This window comes from Paractinoplanes globisporus DSM 43857 (assembly GCF_000379645.1).
Lineage (GTDB): Bacteria > Actinomycetota > Actinomycetes > Mycobacteriales > Micromonosporaceae > Actinoplanes > Actinoplanes globisporus.
This window is the reverse complement of record NZ_KB903296.1, coordinates 278419-298351: the sequence shown is the minus strand read 5'-3', so window position 1 is coordinate 298351 and position 19933 is coordinate 278419. Positions and strand designations below refer to the sequence as shown.

At 71.8% G+C, this 19933-nt stretch carries 21 protein-coding genes; 10 read left to right on the top strand and 11 right to left on the bottom strand.

The genetic code is table 11. The features are described 5' to 3' along the window. The first annotated feature begins 33 nt into the window (after window positions 1-33). On the top strand, window positions 34-873 hold the full coding sequence (locus A3CQ_RS0110740) for a helix-turn-helix domain-containing protein (RefSeq protein ID WP_020510939.1): 840 nt from the start codon (window positions 34-36) through the stop codon (window positions 871-873). Continuing rightward, window positions 870-1430, top strand: a complete 561-nt coding sequence (locus A3CQ_RS0110735; protein WP_020510938.1) for a cysteine hydrolase family protein — start codon at window positions 870-872, stop codon at window positions 1428-1430. Before A3CQ_RS0110740 ends, A3CQ_RS0110735 begins: the two co-directional genes overlap by 4 nt. Here A3CQ_RS0110735 and A3CQ_RS0110730 read toward each other — a convergent pair. Both A3CQ_RS0110730 and A3CQ_RS0110725 read right to left on the bottom strand, forming a co-directional pair. Then, window positions 1413-3146, bottom strand: coding sequence for a putative bifunctional diguanylate cyclase/phosphodiesterase (locus A3CQ_RS0110730; RefSeq protein ID WP_020510937.1), 1734 nt, complete (start codon window positions 3144-3146; stop codon window positions 1413-1415). The two genes, A3CQ_RS0110735 and A3CQ_RS0110730, sit on opposite strands and share 18 nt — an antisense overlap. An 11-nt stretch (window positions 3147-3157) precedes the next feature. Then, entirely contained in the window at window positions 3158-4327 is a 1170-nt protein-coding gene (locus A3CQ_RS0110725; protein WP_020510936.1) for an FIST signal transduction protein, read from the bottom strand. An 85-nt stretch (window positions 4328-4412) separates the two neighbouring features. Here A3CQ_RS0110725 and A3CQ_RS0110720 point away from each other — a divergent pair, with 85 nt between their 5' ends. Further along, window positions 4413-4790: a DUF1304 domain-containing protein gene (locus tag A3CQ_RS0110720; protein ID WP_020510935.1), complete on the top strand. Its 378-nt coding sequence runs from the start codon at window positions 4413-4415 to the stop codon at window positions 4788-4790. On the opposite strand, the gene A3CQ_RS60655 is transcribed toward A3CQ_RS0110720, so the two are convergent. Both A3CQ_RS60655 and A3CQ_RS57230 read right to left on the bottom strand, forming a co-directional pair. Continuing rightward, complete coding sequence (locus A3CQ_RS60655) at window positions 4787-5557, bottom strand: SGNH/GDSL hydrolase family protein (RefSeq protein WP_020510934.1); 771 nt, start codon at window positions 5555-5557, stop codon at window positions 4787-4789. The genes A3CQ_RS0110720 and A3CQ_RS60655 overlap by 4 nt on opposite strands. Before the next feature lie 64 nt (window positions 5558-5621). After that, complete coding sequence (locus tag A3CQ_RS57230; RefSeq protein ID WP_051115214.1) at window positions 5622-6185, bottom strand: winged helix-turn-helix domain-containing protein; 564 nt, start codon at window positions 6183-6185, stop codon at window positions 5622-5624. Window positions 6186-6250: 65 nt separating this feature from the next. On the opposite strand from A3CQ_RS57230, the gene A3CQ_RS0110705 reads away from it, so the two are divergent. After that, the gene (locus A3CQ_RS0110705; protein WP_211216523.1) at window positions 6251-7597 is read left to right on the top strand and encodes an FAD-dependent monooxygenase; all 1347 of its coding nucleotides are present in this window, start codon (window positions 6251-6253) and stop codon (window positions 7595-7597) included. A 58-nt stretch (window positions 7598-7655) separates the two neighbouring features. Here the strand turns inward: A3CQ_RS0110705 and A3CQ_RS0110700 are convergent, their stop codons facing one another. Together A3CQ_RS0110700 and A3CQ_RS0110695 are read right to left on the bottom strand one after the other, a co-directional pair. Continuing rightward, complete coding sequence (locus A3CQ_RS0110700) at window positions 7656-8366, bottom strand: alpha/beta fold hydrolase (RefSeq protein WP_020510932.1); 711 nt, start codon at window positions 8364-8366, stop codon at window positions 7656-7658. Between the two features lie 28 nt (window positions 8367-8394). Beyond that, complete coding sequence (locus A3CQ_RS0110695) at window positions 8395-9342, bottom strand: alpha/beta hydrolase (RefSeq protein WP_245577159.1); 948 nt, start codon at window positions 9340-9342, stop codon at window positions 8395-8397. 146 nt (window positions 9343-9488) lie between these two features. On the opposite strand from A3CQ_RS0110695, the gene A3CQ_RS0110690 reads away from it, so the two are divergent. Genes A3CQ_RS0110690 through A3CQ_RS0110675 form a run of 4 tightly spaced genes read left to right on the top strand, consistent with a single transcriptional unit; the run spans window position 9489 to window position 13016 of the window. Beyond that, complete coding sequence (locus tag A3CQ_RS0110690) at window positions 9489-10376, top strand: RNA polymerase sigma-70 factor (RefSeq protein WP_020510930.1); 888 nt, start codon at window positions 9489-9491, stop codon at window positions 10374-10376. A 30-nt stretch (window positions 10377-10406) separates the two neighbouring features. After that, window positions 10407-11750, top strand: a complete 1344-nt coding sequence (locus A3CQ_RS0110685; RefSeq protein WP_020510929.1) for an NAD(P)/FAD-dependent oxidoreductase — start codon at window positions 10407-10409, stop codon at window positions 11748-11750. Continuing rightward, complete coding sequence (locus A3CQ_RS0110680) at window positions 11734-12117, top strand: sigma-70 family RNA polymerase sigma factor family protein (RefSeq protein WP_020510928.1); 384 nt, start codon at window positions 11734-11736, stop codon at window positions 12115-12117. Before A3CQ_RS0110685 ends, A3CQ_RS0110680 begins: the two co-directional genes overlap by 17 nt. Further along, window positions 12114-13016, top strand: coding sequence for an SDR family oxidoreductase (locus A3CQ_RS0110675; protein ID WP_020510927.1), 903 nt, complete (start codon window positions 12114-12116; stop codon window positions 13014-13016). Before A3CQ_RS0110680 ends, A3CQ_RS0110675 begins: the two co-directional genes overlap by 4 nt. Before the next feature lie 46 nt (window positions 13017-13062). Here A3CQ_RS0110675 and A3CQ_RS0110670 read toward each other — a convergent pair whose 3' ends face one another. From A3CQ_RS0110670 to A3CQ_RS0110655, 4 genes are all read right to left on the bottom strand, one after another. Further along, window positions 13063-13803: an SDR family oxidoreductase gene (locus A3CQ_RS0110670; protein WP_020510926.1), complete on the bottom strand. Its 741-nt coding sequence runs from the start codon at window positions 13801-13803 to the stop codon at window positions 13063-13065. 36 nt (window positions 13804-13839) lie between these two features. Continuing rightward, window positions 13840-15351, bottom strand: a complete 1512-nt coding sequence (locus tag A3CQ_RS52295) for an MFS transporter (RefSeq protein WP_020510925.1) — start codon at window positions 15349-15351, stop codon at window positions 13840-13842. A 9-nt stretch (window positions 15352-15360) separates the two neighbouring features. After that, window positions 15361-15960: a dihydrofolate reductase family protein gene (locus tag A3CQ_RS0110660; RefSeq protein ID WP_026205539.1), complete on the bottom strand. Its 600-nt coding sequence runs from the start codon at window positions 15958-15960 to the stop codon at window positions 15361-15363. A 163-nt stretch (window positions 15961-16123) separates the two neighbouring features. Further along, window positions 16124-16417 carry a DUF1330 domain-containing protein gene (locus A3CQ_RS0110655; protein ID WP_020510923.1) on the bottom strand — a complete coding sequence of 98 codons (294 nt, stop codon included), beginning with the start codon at window positions 16415-16417 and terminating at the stop codon, window positions 16124-16126. A 122-nt stretch (window positions 16418-16539) separates the two neighbouring features. On the opposite strand from A3CQ_RS0110655, the gene A3CQ_RS0110650 reads away from it, so the two are divergent. Both A3CQ_RS0110650 and A3CQ_RS0110645 read left to right on the top strand, forming a co-directional pair. Next, window positions 16540-17442: a LysR family transcriptional regulator gene (locus tag A3CQ_RS0110650; RefSeq protein ID WP_020510922.1), complete on the top strand. Its 903-nt coding sequence runs from the start codon at window positions 16540-16542 to the stop codon at window positions 17440-17442. 103 nt (window positions 17443-17545) lie between these two features. Continuing rightward, a complete protein-coding gene (locus tag A3CQ_RS0110645; protein WP_020510921.1) occupies window positions 17546-18727 on the top strand; it encodes an alpha/beta hydrolase fold domain-containing protein in 1182 nt (393 codons plus the stop codon). A 1-nt stretch (window position 18728) separates the two neighbouring features. Here the strand turns inward: A3CQ_RS0110645 and A3CQ_RS0110640 are convergent, their stop codons facing one another. Next, the gene (locus A3CQ_RS0110640; protein WP_051115217.1) at window positions 18729-19922 is read right to left on the bottom strand and encodes an MFS transporter; all 1194 of its coding nucleotides are present in this window, start codon (window positions 19920-19922) and stop codon (window positions 18729-18731) included. Window positions 19923-19933: the final 11 nt, after the last annotated feature.

Below are 19933 nucleotides of genomic sequence, written 5' to 3'. Positions count from 1 at the left end.
CGGCGCGCCGCCGACCGGCCTACCGTGGGTGCCGTGGCGATCAGGGACTTTCTGGTGTCGCGGCGGGCGCGGATAACCCCGGAGTCGGCCGGGCTGCCGGCCGACGGGTTGCGGCGGGTCGCCGGGCTGCGGCGCGAGGAGGTGGCCGCGCTCGCCGGCGTGAGCGTGGAGTACTACATCCGGCTCGAGCGCGGGAAGTGCCAGGGCATCTCGGACGCGGTGCTGGCCGCCGTGGCGCGGGCGCTGCGGCTCGACGACGTGGAGCGGGAGCACCTGTTCGACCTGGTGCACGCGGCCAACGAAACTTCGCACGAGCGGCCTTGGCCGCCGCCGTGCGTCCGTCCGGAGGTTCGGCGCCTGCTTGACGCGATGACCGACATTCCCGCGTACGTCTGGGACGGGTGCCTCGAGATCGTGGCCGCCAACGAGCTGGGGCGGGCCCTGTTCGCGCCGCTCTACGAGGGTGAGACGGCCAACCAGGCCCGGTACATCTTCCTCGACCCGGCCGCGGCGGACTTCTTCCCCGACTGGCGGACGCTGGCGCACGACGCGGTGGCGCTGCTGCGGGCCGAGGCGGGCCGGCGCCCCGGCGACGAGCGGCTGGCCGCGCTCGTGGGCGATCTGACCTCGGGCAGCCCGGCCTTTCGCCGGATGTGGGCGGACTACGACGTGCGGCGGCGCCGGAGCGGGGTCAAGCGCTTCCGGCACCCGATCGTCGGATCGCTCACGCTCACCTTCGAGTCGCTGGCGATCGTCGCCGACCCCGATCTGCGGATGACGGCCGGCACCGCCGAGCCGGGATCCGACTCCGAGACCGCGCTCCGCCTGCTCGGCAGCTGGAGTGCTTCGACCCGTACGGAAGGAAAAGCGTGACCGGAACCGCTCTGCTGGTGATGGATGTGCAGGAAGCGATCGTCGCCCGCTACCCGGACCCCGACTACCTGCCGCGCCTGCGCGGCGTCATCGACACCGCGCGCGGCGGTGGTGTGCCGATCATCTACGTCATGGTCGGCTTCCGGCCCGGCGCGCCGGAGGTGAGCGCGCGCAACAAGGTGTTCGGCGAGGCCGCGCGCCGGATGGTCGGACAGCTCAACGAGATCCACCCGGACGTGGCGCCGCAGCCGGGAGACATCGTGGTCACGAAGCGTCGCGTGTCGGCGTTCACGGGCAGTGACCTCGAGGTCGTTCTGCGATCGCTCGAGATCGATCACGTCGTGCTGAGCGGCATCGCGACCAGCGGGGTCGTGCTCTCCACGCTGCGGCAGGCGGCCGACCTCGACTACCGGCTCACCGTGCTGGCCGACTGCTGCCTCGACAACGATCCCGAGGTGCACCGGGTCCTGCTCGAGAAGGTGTTCCCGAGGCAGGCCACGGTGACCACGTCGGACCTGTTCCTCAAGGGAGCGGCGGACTCAGGCGGCCACGGGTGACAGCAGCCGCTCCGGGTCGGCCGGGCGGCACAGGTGGAAACCCTGGCCGAGGTCGCAGCCGAGCCGGCGCATTGCCGCCAGTTGCGCCTCCGTCTCAATTCCTTCGATGACCGTACGGAGCCGGAGCGCGCGAGCCATCTCGACGACCGCCCGGATCACGGCCAGGTCCTCGGCGGTCGGCTCGGCGTGCGGTATGAAGGCCTGATCGATTTTCAGTTCGTCCACCGGCAGACGCTGCAGGTATGACAGCGACGAGTACCCGGTGCCGAAGTCGTCCACGGCCAGGCGTACGCCCAGGGCCTTGAGATCGGTGAGGCGGGCGATGGCGCCGGCGGGGTCGTTCATCAGCACCGACTCGGTCAGCTCCAGCGTCACCGCGGTCGGCGGCAGGCGGAACTCGGTGAGCATCAGCCGCACGTCGGCCGCGAAACCCGGGTCGGTCAGCTGCCGGCCGGAGACGTTGACGTTGAGGTGCAGGTCGGGCATGGTCTCGCGCCACCGGGCGGCCTGCGCGCCGGCCTCGAGCAGCACCCAGCGGCCGATGTCCATGATCAGGCCGTTCTCCTCGGCCATCGGCACGAAGTCGGCGGGCGCCACGTAGCGGCCGTCCGGCCGGCGCCAGCGCACCAGCGCCTCGACCCCCGCGGTCGCGCCGTCGGCGAGCCGGATCAGCGGCTGGTACTGCAGGCGGAACTCGCCGTGCGCCAGCGCCCGCTGCAGGTCGCTGGTGAGGGTGAGCCGGGCCAGCGCCTCCGCGTGCATCTGCGGGGCGAAGACGACGACCTTGCCGGTGCCCTCCTTCTTCGCCTTGTACATCGCCACGTCGGCGTTGCCGAGCAGGTCACCCGGGTCGACCGGGGCGGTGTCGCAGTGGGTGGCGATGCCGACGCTCGCCCCGATGAAGACGTCCCGGCCGAAGATCGGGAAGGGGCGGCGGATCGCCTCGATCAGCCGCTGCGCGACCGGCACGGCCTCGTCGGCGGTCGTGTCGTGCAGCAGGACGGCGAACTCGTCGCCGCCGAGCCGGGCGCCCACGTCGCCGGGGCGCAGGCAGTGGCGGATCCGGTCGGCCACGTGCGCGAGCAGGTCGTCGCCGGCCCGGTGCCCGAGGCTGTCGTTGACCGCCTTGAACCGGTCGAGGTCGATGAACAGCACGCTGGTGGGAGTGCCGCCGCGTACCTTCTCCTCGAGCACCTCCAGGAACAGCACCCGGGTCGGGAGGCCGGTGAGCGAGTCGTGCCGGGCCTCGCGCAGCGACTCCAGCAGGGCCAGACGCTCGGCGGCCTCCCGCTCGCGCTCCACCCGCTGCCGCCGCTCGGCGCTGAGCAGCTTGATGTTGTCCAGCGCCAGGCCGAGCGTCTGCGCCATGGCCTGCAGCAGCTGGCGCTCCTCCGGGCTCAGCGGTTCCCCGGCCCGGGCCACCAGCAGGTCACCGCGGTGCTTCGAGCCGAACCGGGCCGAGGCGACGAACAGCTCGTCGTTGCCGGCCATGCCGATCGTCGCGGTGCCCGGATCGCCGCCGAGCGCCGCGTCGAGCTCGTCGCCGCGGATGCCCCAGGCCACCTCGACCCGCCCGTCGACCAGGACGGCGCCGACCTCGGCCTCGAGCACCTCGCTGGCCCGCTCCATCGCGACCATCGTCGCGGACCGCTCGTCCTGCGACGAGCCGACCGCGGCGAAGAACTCCGTGAGCTGGTGGGTCGACCAGTGGTTCATGGTCTCCCCCCTCAGGCCAGGGCCAGCGTGACCAACGTGAAGTGATGCATCCCGAGCGAGCCGCGCAGGCGGGCGATCTCGCCGTTCGTGTAGAAACCGCCGTACGGGACGTCGCCCAGTTCCTTGCCGATGACGCCGATCTCCTGCTGGACGCCCTCGTCGCCGAGCACGGTGCGACGGCCAGCGCAGTCGAAGGCGAGCAGGCCGAGCGCCTGGTGGCCGTCGAGCCCGTCGAGTGCCTGGGCGGCCGACTCGCGGGCGCCGTCGAGCAGCGCGTCGTGGTCGCTCTCCATGAACCAGGTCAGCGCGCCCTGCGGCACGTCGGCGAGGCAGAGCACCGAGCGGTCGCTCGGGTCGGCGCCGTGGATCACGCGAATGTCCTCGCCGCTGCGCCGGGACATCCCGAGCGGATGCAGGAAGATCCGGTCGCGGAAGGCGGCCATGTCGTCGAGCGCCGACTCGTCGAGCCCGAGCCGGCGCAGCAGTACGTCGAGGGCCGGCTCACCGTCGAGCTCGAAGACCCGGCCGTCGCGGCTGCGGGTGACCACCATGGCGTCGCCCTGCTTGCGCCAGCCGTGCGCCATGCCGACGCCGAGCGGCGCGTCGGAGCCGAGCGCGATGCCCATCGCGACGTCGGTGAGGATCTCGACGCCGTCCCGGCCACCGTAGAACTGGTAGGTGCGCACGTAGGTGAGATCGTCGCCGGCGCACCCGCCGACCAGCGGCGCGGCCGCACCCACCACCGAGAAGGCGCCGCGCACCATCTCGTGCTGGTTGCCGGTCAGCCCGTCGGCCATCATCAGCAGGACCCGGTGCGGGCTGCTCACTTCGTCGAGGCAGCCGGCGATCTCGGCGCCGGCCTCACGCAGGCGCGGGGTGACGCTTCGCGCGATTCGCGTACGCACGTCGAAGCCCTCCCCGCCGAGCGCGACGACCGCGACCCCGTCGCCGCCGGCCTGCCCCGTGGTCATCTGTCCCGAGGTGGTGCACCCGACGATGACGGTCTCCGGCCCGACGCGGGTTCTCACCTCGTCGAGCATCTCCGGCACGTGATAGCCGACCGAGCAGAACACGAACGCGAGAACCGGCTCCCGCCCCTCGAAGGCAGCCTCGGCCGCGGCGGCACCCGCCGCGGCCGGGTCCGTCAGGGTGCTGTGTCCGGCGCCAAACCAGCGAGTCATGGCCTGTGCATCGGCACGCACCGGCCGGACTTGACCGTTATCGCAAGATCGCGTCACCGCCGCCCGTGCGGCAGAATCCCCGACCATGAACGCTGTCGGGCAGGTCGCCGCGCTGATCGCGGCTCTCATCCACGTGTACATCTTTGTGCTGGAGAGCGTGCTGTTCCCCCGCCCGTCCGCCCGCAAGAACTTCGGCGTCACCGAGGCGGAGCTGCCCGCGGTCCGCCCGTGGGCCTTCAACCAGGGCTTCTACAACCTGTTCCTGGCCATCATCGCCGCCGTCGGCCTGATCCTCCTGCACACCGACCAGGATGCGGCCGGCCGCGCCCTCGTCGCCGCCGCCTGCGGCAGCATGCTCGCCGCGTCCCTGGTCCTGCTGGCCACCAACCGCCGGATGATCCGTGCGGCCACGGTGCAGGGCCTGGCCCCGCTGATCGCCCTGATCCTGCTGGTCGTCGGCTAGCTCGGCGGGACCGGGGACCACGACCGGCCCGAGGGCAGGACGCCGCGCAGGGCCTCGTACCACTGGAAGGCCATCTGCTGGTAGCCGAGGGCGTTCGGGTGGACGTGGTCGACCGTGTTGGCGACCGGCACGGCCGACATGTCGACCAGCGTGACGTTGGCCGGGTACTGGGCGGCCAGCTCGGCCACCGCCGCGTTGTAGGCCTGGAAGTCGGCCGCGTGCCCGTCGTCGACGACCAGGAGCTCGGCCAGCAGGATCTGGACCTGCGGGTTCGAGATGACGATGTGGTCGAGCAGCGTGCGCAGGCGGTCGGGCGCCTCGGCGAGGTGGTCGTGGTGGAGCAGGTCGTTGGTGCCGATGTCGAGCAGCACGACGTCGGGGGTCGAGTCGGCCATCCACTGGTCGATGCCGTCGGTGAGCTGGGCGATCCGCCAGCCGGGGTGGCCCTCGTGATCGTTGTCGGCGCCCGTGCCGTTGTGCTGCGACCCGACGAAGTCGACGGGCACCCCGGCCTCGGTCAGCCAGGAGCAGAGGGTCGCACGGTAGCCGTTCGAGGCCGGATCGCCCTTGCCGAAGGTGATGCTGTCGCCGAGCGGCATGACGCGCAGCCCGGTGGCGGGGTCATCGGCCGCGAAGACCGGCGACGCCGGGGCCAGCGCCACGCCGGCGGTCAGCAGCCCGGTCAGCAGCCCGGCCAGGAGGGCACGGGCCGACCGGCGGGAACGGGCAACGGAACCACCGCGACGGGACCGGACCATCAGACGCATGCCGGTCAGTTCGGTGTGGCCGCCCGCGGCGCTGAGCGAGGCAACCGACCCGCACCCGCGAGGACTACGAAAAGTACCCGGCGCCGTACGAGTGGCGGCCCACGTGCCCGTCGAAGAGCAGGCACGTGTTGTCGTCGGCCGCCGGGTCGCCCGGGTCGCGCTGGGCCGGGCACATCCGCAGCGGGTTGATCTCGGAGGCGACGAGGGTCCACCGCACCCACCACTCGGTGTCGCCCGCATGCTGGCCGAGCCCGGCGTGCGGGCCCACGTGCGTGTTCTCCAGCTCGCACCGCAGCACCCGCACCAGCTCGTGGCCCGGATGCGGCAGCTGATCGAGCCAGGCGAGCTGGGCCGCGTCGAGCTCGACCCGGGCCGGGCAGCGATCGGCGTCGGTGGAGAAGGCCGCGGCCACGTAATGCCCCGCACCCTTGCGCGCGGTGATGAGGCCATCGTGAGCGAGCGTGCGCAGCGCGGACTGCACGGTCGCACGGGCGACCCGATGCCGCGCGGCGAGCTCGTGCTGCGACGGCAGTTTCGCCCCGGCCGGGAGTGTCCCGGCGAGGATCTCGTCGCGCAGGCCGGCGGCGATCAGCCGGTACGGCGCGGGCGGTGGCCCGGTGTTCGACATCGGTCGATCGTCACGGGGCCGGCCAGGGACAACAAGTACGCACCCGCGCACGCTATCGTCACCCCGTGACGGGGATCGATGGGGTTGTCATCGTCGGCGCGGGGCCCGTGGGCCTGTTCCTGGCCGCCGAATTGCGTCTGGCCGATGTGGACGTGACCGTTCTCGAGCGGCGCACCGAGCGTCCCCCGATCACCAAGGGCGTCGCCATGCACGCCCGCACGCTCGAACTGCTCGCCATGCGCGGTCTGGCCGGCATTTTCCTCCATTCCGGCGTACGCCTGCCGGGCTGGCACTTCGGTTTTCTCGAGCGCCGCGTCGATTTCACCGGGCTCGATTCGCCGTACCCCTTTGTCCTGTCCTTTCCGCAGGACCGCACCGAGGCGATCCTGGAAGACCGGGCGCTGGCATTGGGGGCACGCATCGTGCGCGGCGTCCAGGCCGTCGGTCTCGAGCAGACCGACGACGATTCCGTACGCGTGATCACCCCCGACGCCGATTTCGGCGCCGCCTGGGTCGTCGGTGCCGACGGGGCCGCGAGCACCGTGCGCCGCCTCGCCGGAATCGACTTCCCGGGCACCGAGGCGACCTTCTACTCGTACCTCGGCGACGTGGTGGCCGATGCCCCGCCGCCGCCCGGGTTCAACGTCGTGAACGACCGCGGCGCCATGATGGTGGCGCCGATGCCGGGCGGACTCCACCGGATCGCCGGGTACGACCCGGAACGCCAGCAGGCCGGCCGCGGCGCATTGACGATGGACGAACTGCGCGAGACCGCCGCCCGCATCTCCGGCGCCGATTTCGGCCTGCGCGACCCGAAATGGATGACCCAGTTCGACAGCGCCACCCGGGTGGCCGCCACCTACCGTTCCGGCCGCGTGCTGCTGGCCGGCGACGCCGCACACATGCACTTCCCGGCCGGCGGCGTCGGTCTCAACCTGGGCCTGCAGGACGCCATGAACCTCGGCTGGAAACTGGCCGCCGTCAGCCAGGGCCGGGCCGCCGAGTCCCTGCTGGACACGTACGAGGCCGAGCGCAGGCCGTGGGCGGAGGACGTCGCCCGCCACACGATGGCCCAGACCGCCCTGATCACCGCCACCACGGCCGAGGGACTGGCCCTGCGCAAGCTCCTGAGCGACCTGATGGGCACCCTGCCCGAGATGAACCGGACGCTGGCCCGCCGCCTCTCGGCGATCGACGTCGCCTACCCGCCACCGAACGCGGGCACCGGCGCCCATCCCCTGACCGGCACCCGGGTCCCGGCCGCCGACATGCCCGACGGCCGCCCCACCACCGCCGAGCCCACCCCGGGCACGACCGCGATCGTCCGCCCCGACGGCTACGTCTGGTGGGCCACCGACGACCCCTCCCCCGACCTGAACGCCGCCCGGGCCGCCCTCGGCGTGGCCTTCTGACCAGGTGAATGGCCAGGCCACCGAACCGGGAGCCTGGCCATTCGCGAGGGGAAACGGCCTACTGGGCGGCCTCGAGGATCGTCTGGGTGACGGCCTCGGGCTGCGAGACGCTCAGCGCGTGCGAGGCGCCGGCGATCTCCCGTACGCCCTTGGCGCCGGCCCGCTCGGCCATGAAGCGGTGCAGCGCCACCGGGATGTTGAGGTCCTGGTCGGAGAAGACGAACCAGCTCGGGATCGCCTTCCAGGCCGGGTCGCCGGTGGGCAGCCCGGTGGAGAGCGCCGCCTCGGTGGCCGGGCGCTGGGTGTGGAACATCAGGGCGGCGTCCTTGACCGGCACGTCGGCGCAGAACTGGTGGTGGAAAGCGTCCTTGCGGATGGCGAACTCGTTGCCGCCGCTGCTGACCGGGTAGGCGTTCAGCGCGCCGCCGAGCGTGCTGCCCGGGAACTTCGTGGACAGCTCGAACGCCGACTCACCGGTCTCCGGGGCGAACGCGCAGACGTACACGAGGGCCGTCACCGAGCTCAGGCCGGCGGCCGCCTCGGAGATGACCATGCCACCGTACGAGTGTGCGACCAGCACGATCGGGCCCGGGATGGACTTCAGGACGTCGCGCACGTAGGCGGCGTCGCCGGCGAGGCTGCGCAGCGGGTTGGCCACGGCGACGCTGTCGTAGCCGGCGCCGTAGAGGCCCTCGATGACCCCGTTCCAGCTGGCGGACTCGGCGAAAGCGCCGTGGACAAGGACGACGGTGGGCTTGGTGTCGGTCATGTGGGGCTCCTCAAAGACGAAGGACGAATCAGGAAAGGGCCTTGCGGAGGACGGAGATTGCCTGCTCGATGGCGCCGGTCGCGGCGGCCGTGCCCCGGACCGGGTTGAGCATCATGAAGTCGTGCAGCGTGCCGTTGTAGCGGACGGCCGTCGTGCGCACCCCGGCCGCGGTGAGCTTCCGGGCGTACGCCTCGCCCTCGTCCCGCAGCACGTCGTTCTCGTCGACGATGAGGAACGCCTCGGGCAGCCCGCGCAGGTCGTCGAGGGTGGCCCGCAGCGGCGAAGCGGTGATCTCGGCCCGCTTCTCCTTCTCCGGCAGGTACGCGTCCCAGAACCACTCCATGCTCTTGGCCGGCAGGTACGGCCCGTTCGCGAACTCCCGGTAGCTGTCGGTGTCCTGCCCGGCATCGGTGACGGGGTAGTACATCGACTGGTGGACGAAGGAGACGTCGCCGCGCTGCTTAGCCATGATCGCGACGGCCGCGGTCATGCAGCCGCCGACCGAGTCACCGGCGATGGCCAGCCGGAACGCGTCGAGCCCCTCGGAGGCGCCGTCCTTGGTGATCCACTGCGCGGTCGCGTACGCCTGCTCGATGGCGACCGGGTACCGCGCCTCGGGCGAGCGGTCGTACTCGACGAACACGACCGCCGCGCCGGCGCCGACGGCCAGCTCGCGGACCAGCCGGTCATGGGTGCCGGCGTTGCCGAGGATCCAGCCGCCGCCGTGCACGTACAGGATGGTCGGAAGTTGTCCGGTGGCGCCGGCCGGCTTGACGATGCGCACTCGCACGTCGCCCACCGCGGCCGGCACGGTGATCCACTTCTCGTCGACCGGGAGCTTGTCGATCGGCGCGGCCTGGATGTCGTCCAGCACCTTGCGGGCCGCCTCGACACCGATCTCGTACAGGAACGGAGGTTTGCTGGTTGCGTCGGCGATCCCTTGGGCCGCCGGCTCGAGAACGTGGTCGGTCATCATCTTCGCCCTTCTCTGGTCTCGCTAGGCCAGACCACGCGGCGGCGGAATGTGTGACACGGGGTCCGGTGTTGCCCGGGGCACACTGGTGATCGACTGCCCGCCGGGTGAGGATGGGGGGTCGGCGAGCTCAAGGGGGCGACACAGACATGGCGGGCGACCTGGACCAGGCGGCCAAGATCTTCACGGAGGTGCGGCCGCGGCTGTTCGGGATCGCCTATCGCATGCTCGGCAGCGCCGCCGAGGCGGAAGACCTGGTCCAGGACGTCTGGCTGCGGTGGCAGGCGTACGACCGCGACACGGTCGAGAACCCGGGCGCGTTCCTGGCCACGACCACCACCCGGCTCGCGATCAACGAGCTGCAGTCGGCCCGGGCCCGGCGGGAGACGTACATCGGCCCGTGGCTGCCCGAACCGGTCGACACCGGCGCCGACCCCTACCTGGGCGCCGAACGCGGCGAGGCCCTCGAGTTCGCGGTGCTCATGCTGATGGAGAAGCTGACCCCGACCGAGCGCGCCGCCTACGTGCTGCGGGAGGCGTTCGACTACCCGTACTCGCAGATCGCGAGCATCCTGCAGTCCACCGAGCCGGCCGTGCGGCAGCTGGTCAGCCGGGCCCGCAAGCACGTGACCGGCGAGCGGAAGGCCCCGGTCTCCGAGGTCGTACAACGCGAGCTGCTGGCCACGTTTCTCGAGGCGGCCCGCACGGGCGATCTCGAGGAGCTGGAGAAGCTCTTCGCCGCCGATGTGGCGAGCGTCTCCGACGGCAACGGCGCGCGGAACGTCTCCCGCAAGATCGTGGTGGGCGCGGCCCGGGTGGCGAAGTTCATCGCGGCGTTCTCGTCCTGGTACTGGGAGGGCGTCGAGATCCGCTGGATCACCGCGAACGGGCAGCCCAGCGCGGTGCTGACCCGCAAGGGCGAGCTGCTCGGCGTGGTCTCGCTGACCGCCTCGGCCGACGGCATCGACGAGCTGTTCTGGATGCTGAACCCGGAGAAGCTCGGGGCTGTCACAAACGAGGGCGGTCCCCTGTCTTAGCGGGCGACTGCTACAGAACAGGAGTCGACCGTGCGGACGATCTTGGTGGTCGGCGGAGGCTACGCCGGCTTCTACACCGCCTGGAAACTTGAGAAGAAGCTCCGCCGGGGTGAGGCGCGGGTCATCGTCGTCGACCCCCGGCCGTACATGACATATCAGCCGTTCCTGCCCGAGGTGCTGGCCGGCTCGGTCGAGGCGCGGCACGCCGCGGTGTCGCAGCGACGGCACCTGCGCAAGACCAAGCTGGTCACCGGCAGCGTGACCCGGATCGACCATGCGAGCCGGACGGTCACGGTCCGCCCCGCGGTCGGGCCGGAGTTCACCATCCCGTACGACATCATCGTGGTCACGGCGGGCGCGGTCACCCGGAAGCTGTCCGTCCCCGGCATCGCCGAGCACGCGATCGGCATGAAGCACGTCGAGGAGGCCGTCGCGATCCGCGACCGGCTGCTGACCGCTTTCGACCAGGCCGCGTCGCTGCCGCCCGGCCCCGAGCGCCGGCGGCTGCTGACCGTGACCTTCGTCGGCGGCGGCTTCTCCGGCGTCGAGGGCTTCGGCGAGCTGCTCTCGCTGGCCACCGCGCTGGTCCGGAAGTACCCCGAGCTCAGTGCCGACGAGCTCAGCTTCCACCTGGTCGAGGCGCGCGACCGGATCCTGCCCGAGGTCACCGACAAGCCCGGCGAGTGGGTCGTGCGCTCGCTGGAGGAGCGCGGTGGCCGCGTACACCTGAACGCGCAGCTCGTCGACGCGAGCGACGGTCACGTGGTGCTCTCCACCGGCGAGGAGTTCGACTCGGAGCTGATCGTGTGGACGGTCGGCAACGCCGCGAACCCGATGGTGCACAACCACACCGACCTGCCGATCGACGCGCGCGGCATGCTCGTGGTCCGGGCCGACCTGCGAGTGGGCACCGACGACGCCCCGGTCGAGGACGCGTGGGGCGCCGGCGACGACGCCGCCGTACCCGACCTGGCCGCGGAGAAGCCCGGAGCCGCGACAGTGCCCAACGCCCAGCACGCGGTACGCCAGGGCAAGCTGCTGGCCCGGAACCTCATCGCCACGCTGCGGGGGCGCGAGACCAAGCCGTACCTGCATCACAGCCTCGGCACGGTCGCCACGCTCGGCCTCGGGCGCGGGATCTTCCAGTACCACCGGCTGGTCATCAAGGGCTTTCCGGCCTGGCTCATGCACCGCGGCTACCACGTGCTCGCCGTGCCGACCTGGGAGCGGAAGGTACGCGTCCTGGCCCTCTGGACGACCGCGGCGCTCTTCGGCCGCGACATCGTCTCGCTCGCCTCGGTCCAGCACCCGAGGGAAGCCTTCACGTCGGGCGGGGAGCTCGTCTCGTCGCGCGCCGATGCCGGACGACTCTGACCATCTCGTACGCCGGCTGGCCGGCGCCTGCGACTCGGGCGACCACGCCGCGCTCCGGGCGCTGCTGCACGCGGAGGCCGTGTGCGTCTGCGACGGCGGCGGCGCGGTGCTGGCCGCCCTGCAGCCGGTGCGCGGCCCGGCCGACGTCGCCCGCCTCGTCATCGCCCTGCTCTCCGAGCGGCCCGGCGCCCGCCTGACCGTCGAGAGCGTCAACGGCCGCACCGGCCTGGCCCTGCGCCGGGACGGCACGGCCGTGGCCGTGGTCGCCGTCGGCGCCACGGCCGGCCGGATCACACATCTCTGGATCGTGCTGAACCCGGCCAAGCTGCTCCACTGGCACCACCGAAACGGAGATTCCTCATCATGAACAACGATCTTTCCGGGCGTCTGGCCGTCGTCACCGGCGCCAGCAGCGGCGTGGGCCTCGGCCTCGCCACCCGCCTGGCCGCGGCCGGCGCCGAGCTCGTCCTGCCGGTCCGCGACCCGGCCAAGGGCGAGGCCGCGCTCGACCGCATCCGCGCCGAGGCGCCGGGCGCGAAGGTCACGCTCGGCCGGCTCGACCTGGCCTCGCTGGACTCGGTCGCCGAGTTCGCCGCGACCCTGGACCGGCCGATCGACATCCTGGTCAACAACGCCGGCGTCATGGCGCCGGCCGTCCGGCACACCACCAAGGACGGCCTCGAGCTGCAGTTCGGCACCAACCACATCGGGCACTTCGCGCTGACCGGCCGGCTGCTGCCGCTGCTGACCGCCGGCCGGGCCCGCGTGACCACGATGACCAGCGCGTCCGCCAAGCGGGCCCGGCTCGACTTCGACGACCTGCAGAGCGAGCTCAAGTACTCGGCGGTGCGGGCGTACGGCGTGTCGAAGCTCGCCAACCTGCTCTTCGCGCTCGAGCTCGACCGTCGCTCCCGGGCCGCGGACTGGGGCATCGTCAGCAACGCCGCCCACCCGGGCACGACGCTGACCGGCCTGTACGCGGCCGGGCCCAACATGGGCCGGGAGCGCCCGTCGCCGCTGGAGGGCATCATGACCCGCCTCAACAAGTGGGGCGTCCTGGTGCAGGGCGTCGACAAGGGCGCGCTGCCGGCGCTGTACGCGGCGACCGACCCGGCGGCCGAGGGCGGCCGGCTCTACGGCCCGGACGGGTTCGGCGAGTTCACCGGCGACCCGACCGCACTCAAGATCTACCGTTCGGCGCAGGACCCGATCGCGGCCGCCCGTCTCTGGGACGTCTCGCAGTCCCTGGCCGGCGTCAAGTACTGAGATACGCGAAAGCGCCGGGCGTGAACGCCCGGCGCTTTCGCGGCCGTCAGCGGCGGGAGGCGAGCCACTCGCGGAACGTCGTGCCGGCCAGCATGGCGTCCGCCGGCGCGGTCAGCACGTCGCCCTTGACCGCCGCGAACATGCCGGCCGTGTCGTCGACGACGACCGTGCGCTTGTCGCCCTTGGCCGCCAGCGCGATCCGGCCCAGCTCGTCGAGCGTGAGCTTCTCCGGCCCGCCGACGTTGCGGATCCCGTTCAGCGGCTTGCCCATGGCGACCTCGGCCACCGCCTTCGAGATGTCGGCGGAGGCGAGCGGCTGCACCGGCGTCTTGGGCAGGCGCACCGTGTTCTCGTCCGAGGTCCAGGACAGGACCGAGTCCATGAACTCGAAGAACTGCGTGGCGCGGACGATCGAGTACGGCACCGGGCCGGCCTCGAGGATCTTCTCCTGCAGCACCTTGGCGCGGTAGTAGACGAGGTCCGGCACCTGGTCGACGCCGACGATCGAGAGGATGACCGCGTGGCCCACACCCTCCCGCTGCGCGGCGGCCAGCATGTTGTCCATGCTCGTCTGGAAGAACGCCGGTGAGGCGTCGTCGAAGGTCGGCGAGTTCGTCAGGTTGACCACCACGTCGGCGCCCTTGAGCGCGCCGTCCAGGCCCTCACCCGTGATCACGTTGACCCCGTTGGAGAGCGAGTACGGCACCGCCTCGTACCCGGCCGCATTGATGATCTTGACGACCTGCGACCCGATGAGCCCGGTACCGCCCAGTACGGCGATGTTCATGACTGTTCACCCTTCCCGCTGTCTGGTTGTCGTCAGCTAAGACAGGACAGCCTCTTGAGTTGTGACAGAGTCCGGGCGCCGATCGGCGGGCCGGGCGGTCCGGCGCCACCGCAACAAGAGCACAACACCCATCACGAGTACGCCGAAGAGCCCCACCGCCCGGAAGCCCGTGACGAAGGCGTCCTGGACGTGACCCAGCAGCGCCGGATCATGAAGGTCCGCGGCCCGCCGGAAGCCGTCGACCCACGACGAGTCGGCGTACCCGGTCCCGGCGGACAACCGCCGGCGGTAGACGACGGTGCCGATGCTGCCCAGCACGACCAGCCCGGAGGCGATGCCGATCTCGTTGGCGGTCTGCGTGAACGACGCCGCGGACCCGGCCCGTTCCGGCGGGGCCTTGGAGATCACGTCGTTCATCAGGTACGGGAACGCCGACCCGATGCCGGCGGTGGCCAGGATTCCGCCGCCGATCACGACGAGCAGGCCGGACCGCCCGGCCGGGATGACGGCGTACGCCACGAACCCGGCGGTCATCAACAACAGGCTGCCCAGGACGACCCGGGACGGCGGCACGTGCCGGCCCAGCCAGGGCCCGAGGTTCGCCGCCACGATCATCACGACCATCGACGGCAGCAGGCACAGCGCCGCCCGCAACGGCGACAGCCCCCGGGCCGACTGCAGGTAGAAGGCGACGAACAGGGACGTGCCGCCCATCAGCAGCGCGGTCAGGAACAGCACCCACATCACCCGGGCCACGCCCGGCCGGCGCAGCAGCGACAGGTCGACCAGCGGGTCGTCGAGCGCGTGCTGGCGTCGGACGAAGACCCAGCCCAGCCCGGCGCCGGCCACCGCGAGAACCAGCGGCGGCCACGACCAGCCCCCGTTCACGAGCATCTTGAGAGCGGCGACGACCAGCAGGATGGACGCCAGGCACAGCGCCGCGCTGCGCAGGTCGATCCGCGCGGCGCCCGGGTTGCGGACCTCCGGCAGCAGGCTCGGCGCCGCGACCAGCGTCAGCAGCATCACCGGCACGCCGAGCAGGAAGACCGATCCCCACCACCAATGCTCGATCATCACGCCACCCACCAGCGGCGCGACGGCCATCCCGGTGAGGAAGCAGGTCATGTACGCGCCCATCGCCGACACGCTGCGTCCCGGGTCGGGGAACAGCCGGCCGATCAGCGCCATCGAGGCGGGCATGATCGCGGCGCCCGCGACCCCCATCACCGCGCGGGTCCCGATGACCATCCCCGGGGTCGTCGCGAACGCCGCGAACGCCGAGGCGATGGCGAACACCGCCGAGCAGATCAGGATCAGCTTGCGCCGGCCGATCCGGTCGCCCACCGCGCCCATCGTGATCATGGTGCCGCCGACCATGAACCCGTAGATGTCGTTCATCCACAGCAACTGGGTGGGCGACGGGTGCAGGTCGGCGGCCATCTTGGGCAGGGCGACGCTGAGCACGCTGATGTCGATCGCGATCAGCAGCGACGGCAGGGACAGCAGCGCCAGCGCGAGGCGCGGATGCAGTTCGGACCTCTCTCGCATGCTTGCTCCTCAGCTCGGCAGGCGCCGGTCGTAGAGCAGGCAGATCGCGCCGCTCGAGGTGGTGGTCGCCGCGGTGAGCGACCAGGACGATCCGGCCGGGGCTTCGTCGAAGAGGTACGCGCCACCACCGACCAGCTCCGGGCAGAGCGTGATCGACAGGCGGTCGAGCTCCCCCGCGGCCAGCAGGGCCCGGATGATGCTCGCGCTGGCCGGCACGACGATGTCGCCGCCCGGCTGGTCGCGCAGCCGCTTGACGACCACGGCCGGGCTCTCGGCGGTGAACCGCGTGTGATGCCACGATCCTTCGCGGACAGTGGTGGAGACGACGACCTTCTCCACCTCGTTGAGCCAGCGGGAGAACTCGCGGTCGGCCGGGTCGGCCGCCTCGTCGCCGGCGACCGCCGGCCAGAAGCCGGCGAACCCCTCGTAGTTCCGGCGGCCCAGCAATGCCGTGGTGGCCGCGCCGGTGACCGTCAGCATGTGGCTCCGCGATTCCGGGGAGACCGCGTGCGGGACGATCCAGCCCATGTCGAACGGCCCACCCGGCCCGGTCACCCGGCCGTCCAGCGACAACGAAATGCTTCCCACGACCCTGCGCTGCTGTTTCACGGTGGTGCTCCTCTCCGTGCTGTCGATGCGCTCAGCCTGGCAAGCGACGGTGCTCACGGGGAAAGGCCGATCACGCATGACGGCGATGCGCAGCGCGCATCGCACGGGCGAGTTCTCGGTCCAGCGCCTGGTCACGGCGACGGATCGTGTTCTCCCAGGGCGGTCAGTCGACGCCTTCGATGATGCGGAAGTCGCGCTCGACGCCGTCGGGGAGGGCCACCAGCGCCTTCTGGTACGCCTCGCTCTCGTATGCGGCGACGGCCTGATCAAAGCTGTCGAACTCGACCAGAACGACGCGTTGCGTGATTCCGGCTTCGTGGGCGACGACTCGACCGGCACGGGACAGGGTGCGCCCGCCCCCGGCCTGGACAGCCGCACCGGCCAGCTTGTTGTAGGCGGTCAGCCTCTCAGGGTCGGAAATGGCGGGGTAGACACTGACCCAGTAGCCCTTGGCCATGGAAACCTCCTGCGGTCGGTTGAATCGTCATATGCGCAGGTTAGGGCCCGATGCGCGGTCGAGGGAAAGACCGGTACGGGATAGACTCAGAACGGATCGTTATCAATCGGCAGGGAGGGCACGTGGCGCCGGACACGGTGAGCCTGCGGTACTTCCTGGTGCTGGCGCAGGAGTTGAACTTCACCCGCGCGGCCGCACGGATCGGTATCGCACAGCCCGCTCTCAGCGCCCGGATGCGCCGATTGGAGGCGGAACTCGGTACGGCCCTGCTGGTCCGCAACACGCGCAGCGTCGTATTGACCACGGCCGGTGCGGCGTTGGCGGAGTCCGCGCCGCCCGCGCTGGCGGCGCTGGACCGGGCATGGGACACCGCCCGGAGCGCGGCGGCCGGTGAACTGGGCACGCTGCGCATCGGATACAGCCTCAGCACCGGGGCCGAGACAGTACCGGCCCTGGTGGACAGGCTGATTCGTGGCAACAGCGGACTCGAGGTCGGCGCGGTCCCGATGGCGACACCGGAGATCTCCCCCGCGGTCGCCGACGGCCGCATCGATGCCGGGATCACCCGCGGTGAACAGCCGGGCCGTGGCGTGCGCCGGTTCCCGCTGCGGCGTGCGCGCGTAGGGGTCCAGCTGGCGCAGCACCATCCGCTGGCCGAACTCCCGGAGATCGAGATCGCCGACGCGGCCGCGTACCCGCTGCGACTCCCGGACCGTGCGGCCAACCCCGTGATCCACGATCAGCTGTCCGCACTGTTCCGAGACATCCGGCCACACCCCCGATTCCACACGCCCGCAGTCTCTTTCGACATGTCTCAGCGCGACCTGCGCGACGGGGTCACCCTCGCCCCGGCCGGAGAAGCCGCGGTCACGGTACAACCGGCCGGTCTCACCTGGCGACCGCTCCGAGGCGCGCCCGGCCTGACGATCTACCTGGTCCTCCCACGCGAGCAGTCGCCGCTGCACCGCCGCATCCGTGCCGTCGCCAAAACCCTGGCGCACGAGCTGCAATGGCTGCCGGGCTGACGCGCGAAAGGTCAAGCGAGACGGACGCCTGCGGTGGCGAGAAGACCAACCACTGCGGATTTCATTCGACGAAACTCGCACCGGTTACGCCAAGATGGTGTCCATGGCCGAGATCGCCACCCCCACGCCGGAGGCCGTCGAGCTGCGGCACCTGCGTTCGTTCGTCGCGGTCGCCGCGGAGCTGAACTTCAGCCGCGCCGCGCAGCGGCTGTTCCTGTCGCAGCCCGCGCTCAGCCGGCAGATCCGCAGCCTCGAGCGGCTCATCGGGTGCGAGCTGTTCCGCCGTTCCACCCAGCGGGTCGAGCTCACCCTGGCCGGCGAGGCGCTGCTCGCCCGCGCCCGCACCCTGCTGGCCGACGTGGACGAGGCGATCACCGAGACCCGGGCGGTCGGCGGCGAGCTGGCCGCCCGCATGACCAGCATCTGGCGGCCGTGGGCCGAGGCGACGGCGAGCATCGCCGACCTCGATCGCATCCGGTCCACCACCGAGGAGCTGCACGCCCCCTACGCGCCGCCGCCGGAGATCGCGATCACGCCCACCGTCGCGGGCGGCGTGCCGGCGCTGCGGCTGGCCCCGCCGGAGGCGTCGGACGCGACGATCCTCTTTCTGCACGGCGGCGGACATGTCGCCGGCTCGGCCTTCGGCTACCGCCACCTGGTGGGCGCGACCGCGGCGGCGGCCGGGATGCCGGCCATCGCCATCGACTACCGGCTCGCGCCCGAGCACCCCTACCCCAGCTCGATCGAGGACGCTCTGAACGCGTACGGCTGGATGCTCGATGGTGTGGAGCCGGGCCGGATCACGCTGGTGGGCGACTCCGCCGCCGGTGGGCTGACCATGTCGGTGCTGCTCGCCCTGCGCGAGCGTGGCCTGCCGATGCCGGCCGCGGCCGCGCTGCTGTGCCCCTGGGTCGACCTGACCGGCCGCACCCACCGGCCGCCGCAGGACGCGCCGACGGTGTTCCTGCCGGAGATGGCCAAGGTGCTCGCCGACGCCTACCTGGACGGGCACCCGATCGACGATCCCCTGGTCGATCCGCTGCACGCCGACCTCAGCGGGCTACCGCCGCTGCTCATCCATGCCGCCTCGGGCGACTCCGTGTTCCAGGAGGCCACGCTGCTCGCGCAGCGCGCGCGGAGCTTCGGGACGCCGGTCAGCACCTCGATCTTTCCGGTGCCGACGCACGACTTCCACCTGTTCTGGACGTTCCTGCCCGAGGCCGAGGCGGCGATCGACGAGGTCGGCCGGTTCCTCCGCGAGTCCGTCGAGAGGGCCGGCGCCTGACTCAGCGCGGGGCGGTCGCCGGCGGGGAGATCACGGCCGGCTCGGTGGGCAGTTTCCGCAGCGCCCGGACCACCGGCAGCGTCGCGATCAGCCCGATCACCGGGATGAGGAACGCGGTCCGCAGACCGACCGGCTCGGACAGCGCGCCCAGCAGCACCGCCCCGATCAGCGCCCCGCCGTAGTTGAACAGGTTGACCCGGGCGATGACCTCGTCGCTGTGCCCCGGCGCGGCCTGGCCGGCGGCGCTGAACGCGAGCGGCACGAGGATGCCCACCCCGATGCCGGTCAGCGCGAACCCGGCGATCGCCGCGATCACCTCCGGCACGGCCACCACGATCCCGCAGCCCACCGCGCAGATCACCAGGCTGCCGACCGCCGCCGCGCCCCGGCCCACCCGTGGCACCACGTGGTCGCCGACCAGCCGGGACACCAGCACCGCGGCCTGGTAGGCGGCGTAGCCGAGCGGGACGACCGCGGCCGTGGCGAGCAGCGAGTCGTCGAGGTAGACGGAGCTCCAGGTGCTCACGGCCGAGTCGGCGAGGAACGCGGTGAAGATGAACGCCCCGCAGACCAGCACGACGTGCCGGGTGCCGTCGTGCCGCTTGTCCCCGGCCAGCTCGGGCATCACCGTGCGGGCCGGCTCGAGCGAGCCGAAGCCGAACAGCACGACCAGGACGGCGATCACGGCGGCGGCCCCGACCGCGAGGGCCGCTCCCCCGCCCGAGGCCGCGAAGCCCGACATCAGCAGGGCGGCGGTGATCGCGGCGGCCGTGTAGGCGGCGAACAGGCGGCTCATCACACTGCGCCCGAGCCGGGCCTGGACGAGGACCCCCTGCATGCTCAGGCTCGCGTCGACGGCGCCGAGTCCGATCCCGTACGCGATGAGAATGGTCGTGAAAACCGCGGTGGGCGTGTGGAACGTGGTCAGCGCCAGCCCCGCGGCCACCGCGAGGAGCCCGCCGCTGAGCGCGTACCGGCTGCCCCACCGCGCCGCGGCCCGGTCGGCCAGCACCGAGCCGCCGGCCGCGGCCACGCACACGAGCAGCAGAATCACCGAGACGAACGCGTCGTCGAGCCCCTGCCGCGACTTGAACGCCGGCAGCGCGGTCACCACGGCCGCATAGCCGAAGCCCTGCGCCGCGTAGCCGGCCCCGATCCACCCGGCCCGGCGGCGACCGCTCACCTCATTGCGCATCCAGGGATCAT

What these genes read in the sequence shown, in the direction of transcription:
- A3CQ_RS0110720 (WP_020510935.1), top strand. Translation starts at nt 4,413, where the DNA reads ATGAACGCTGTCGGGCAGGTCGCCGCGCTGATCGCGGCTCTCATCCAC.
- A3CQ_RS0110725 (WP_020510936.1), bottom strand. Translation starts at nt 4,327, where the DNA reads ATGACTCGCTGGTTTGGCGCCGGACACAGCACCCTGACGGACCCGGCC.
- A3CQ_RS52295 (WP_020510925.1), bottom strand. Translation starts at nt 15,351, where the DNA reads ATGCGAGAGAGGTCCGAACTGCATCCGCGCCTCGCGCTGGCGCTGCTG.
- A3CQ_RS0110655 (WP_020510923.1), bottom strand. Translation starts at nt 16,417, where the DNA reads ATGGCCAAGGGCTACTGGGTCAGTGTCTACCCCGCCATTTCCGACCCT.
- A3CQ_RS60655 (WP_020510934.1), bottom strand. Translation starts at nt 5,557, where the DNA reads ATGCGTCTGATGGTCCGGTCCCGTCGCGGTGGTTCCGTTGCCCGTTCC.
- A3CQ_RS0110640 (WP_051115217.1), bottom strand. Translation starts at nt 19,922, where the DNA reads ATGCGCAATGAGGTGAGCGGTCGCCGCCGGGCCGGGTGGATCGGGGCC.
- A3CQ_RS57230 (WP_051115214.1), bottom strand. Translation starts at nt 6,185, where the DNA reads ATGTCGAACACCGGGCCACCGCCCGCGCCGTACCGGCTGATCGCCGCC.
- A3CQ_RS0110695 (WP_245577159.1), bottom strand. Translation starts at nt 9,342, where the DNA reads ATGATGACCGACCACGTTCTCGAGCCGGCGGCCCAAGGGATCGCCGAC.
- A3CQ_RS0110700 (WP_020510932.1), bottom strand. Translation starts at nt 8,366, where the DNA reads ATGACCGACACCAAGCCCACCGTCGTCCTTGTCCACGGCGCTTTCGCC.
- A3CQ_RS0110680 (WP_020510928.1), top strand. Translation starts at nt 11,734, where the DNA reads ATGCCGGACGACTCTGACCATCTCGTACGCCGGCTGGCCGGCGCCTGC.
- A3CQ_RS0110675 (WP_020510927.1), top strand. Translation starts at nt 12,114, where the DNA reads ATGAACAACGATCTTTCCGGGCGTCTGGCCGTCGTCACCGGCGCCAGC.
- A3CQ_RS0110645 (WP_020510921.1), top strand. Translation starts at nt 17,546, where the DNA reads ATGGCCGAGATCGCCACCCCCACGCCGGAGGCCGTCGAGCTGCGGCAC.
- A3CQ_RS0110690 (WP_020510930.1), top strand. Translation starts at nt 9,489, where the DNA reads ATGGCGGGCGACCTGGACCAGGCGGCCAAGATCTTCACGGAGGTGCGG.
- A3CQ_RS0110730 (WP_020510937.1), bottom strand. Translation starts at nt 3,146, where the DNA reads ATGAACCACTGGTCGACCCACCAGCTCACGGAGTTCTTCGCCGCGGTC.
- A3CQ_RS0110670 (WP_020510926.1), bottom strand. Translation starts at nt 13,803, where the DNA reads ATGAACATCGCCGTACTGGGCGGTACCGGGCTCATCGGGTCGCAGGTC.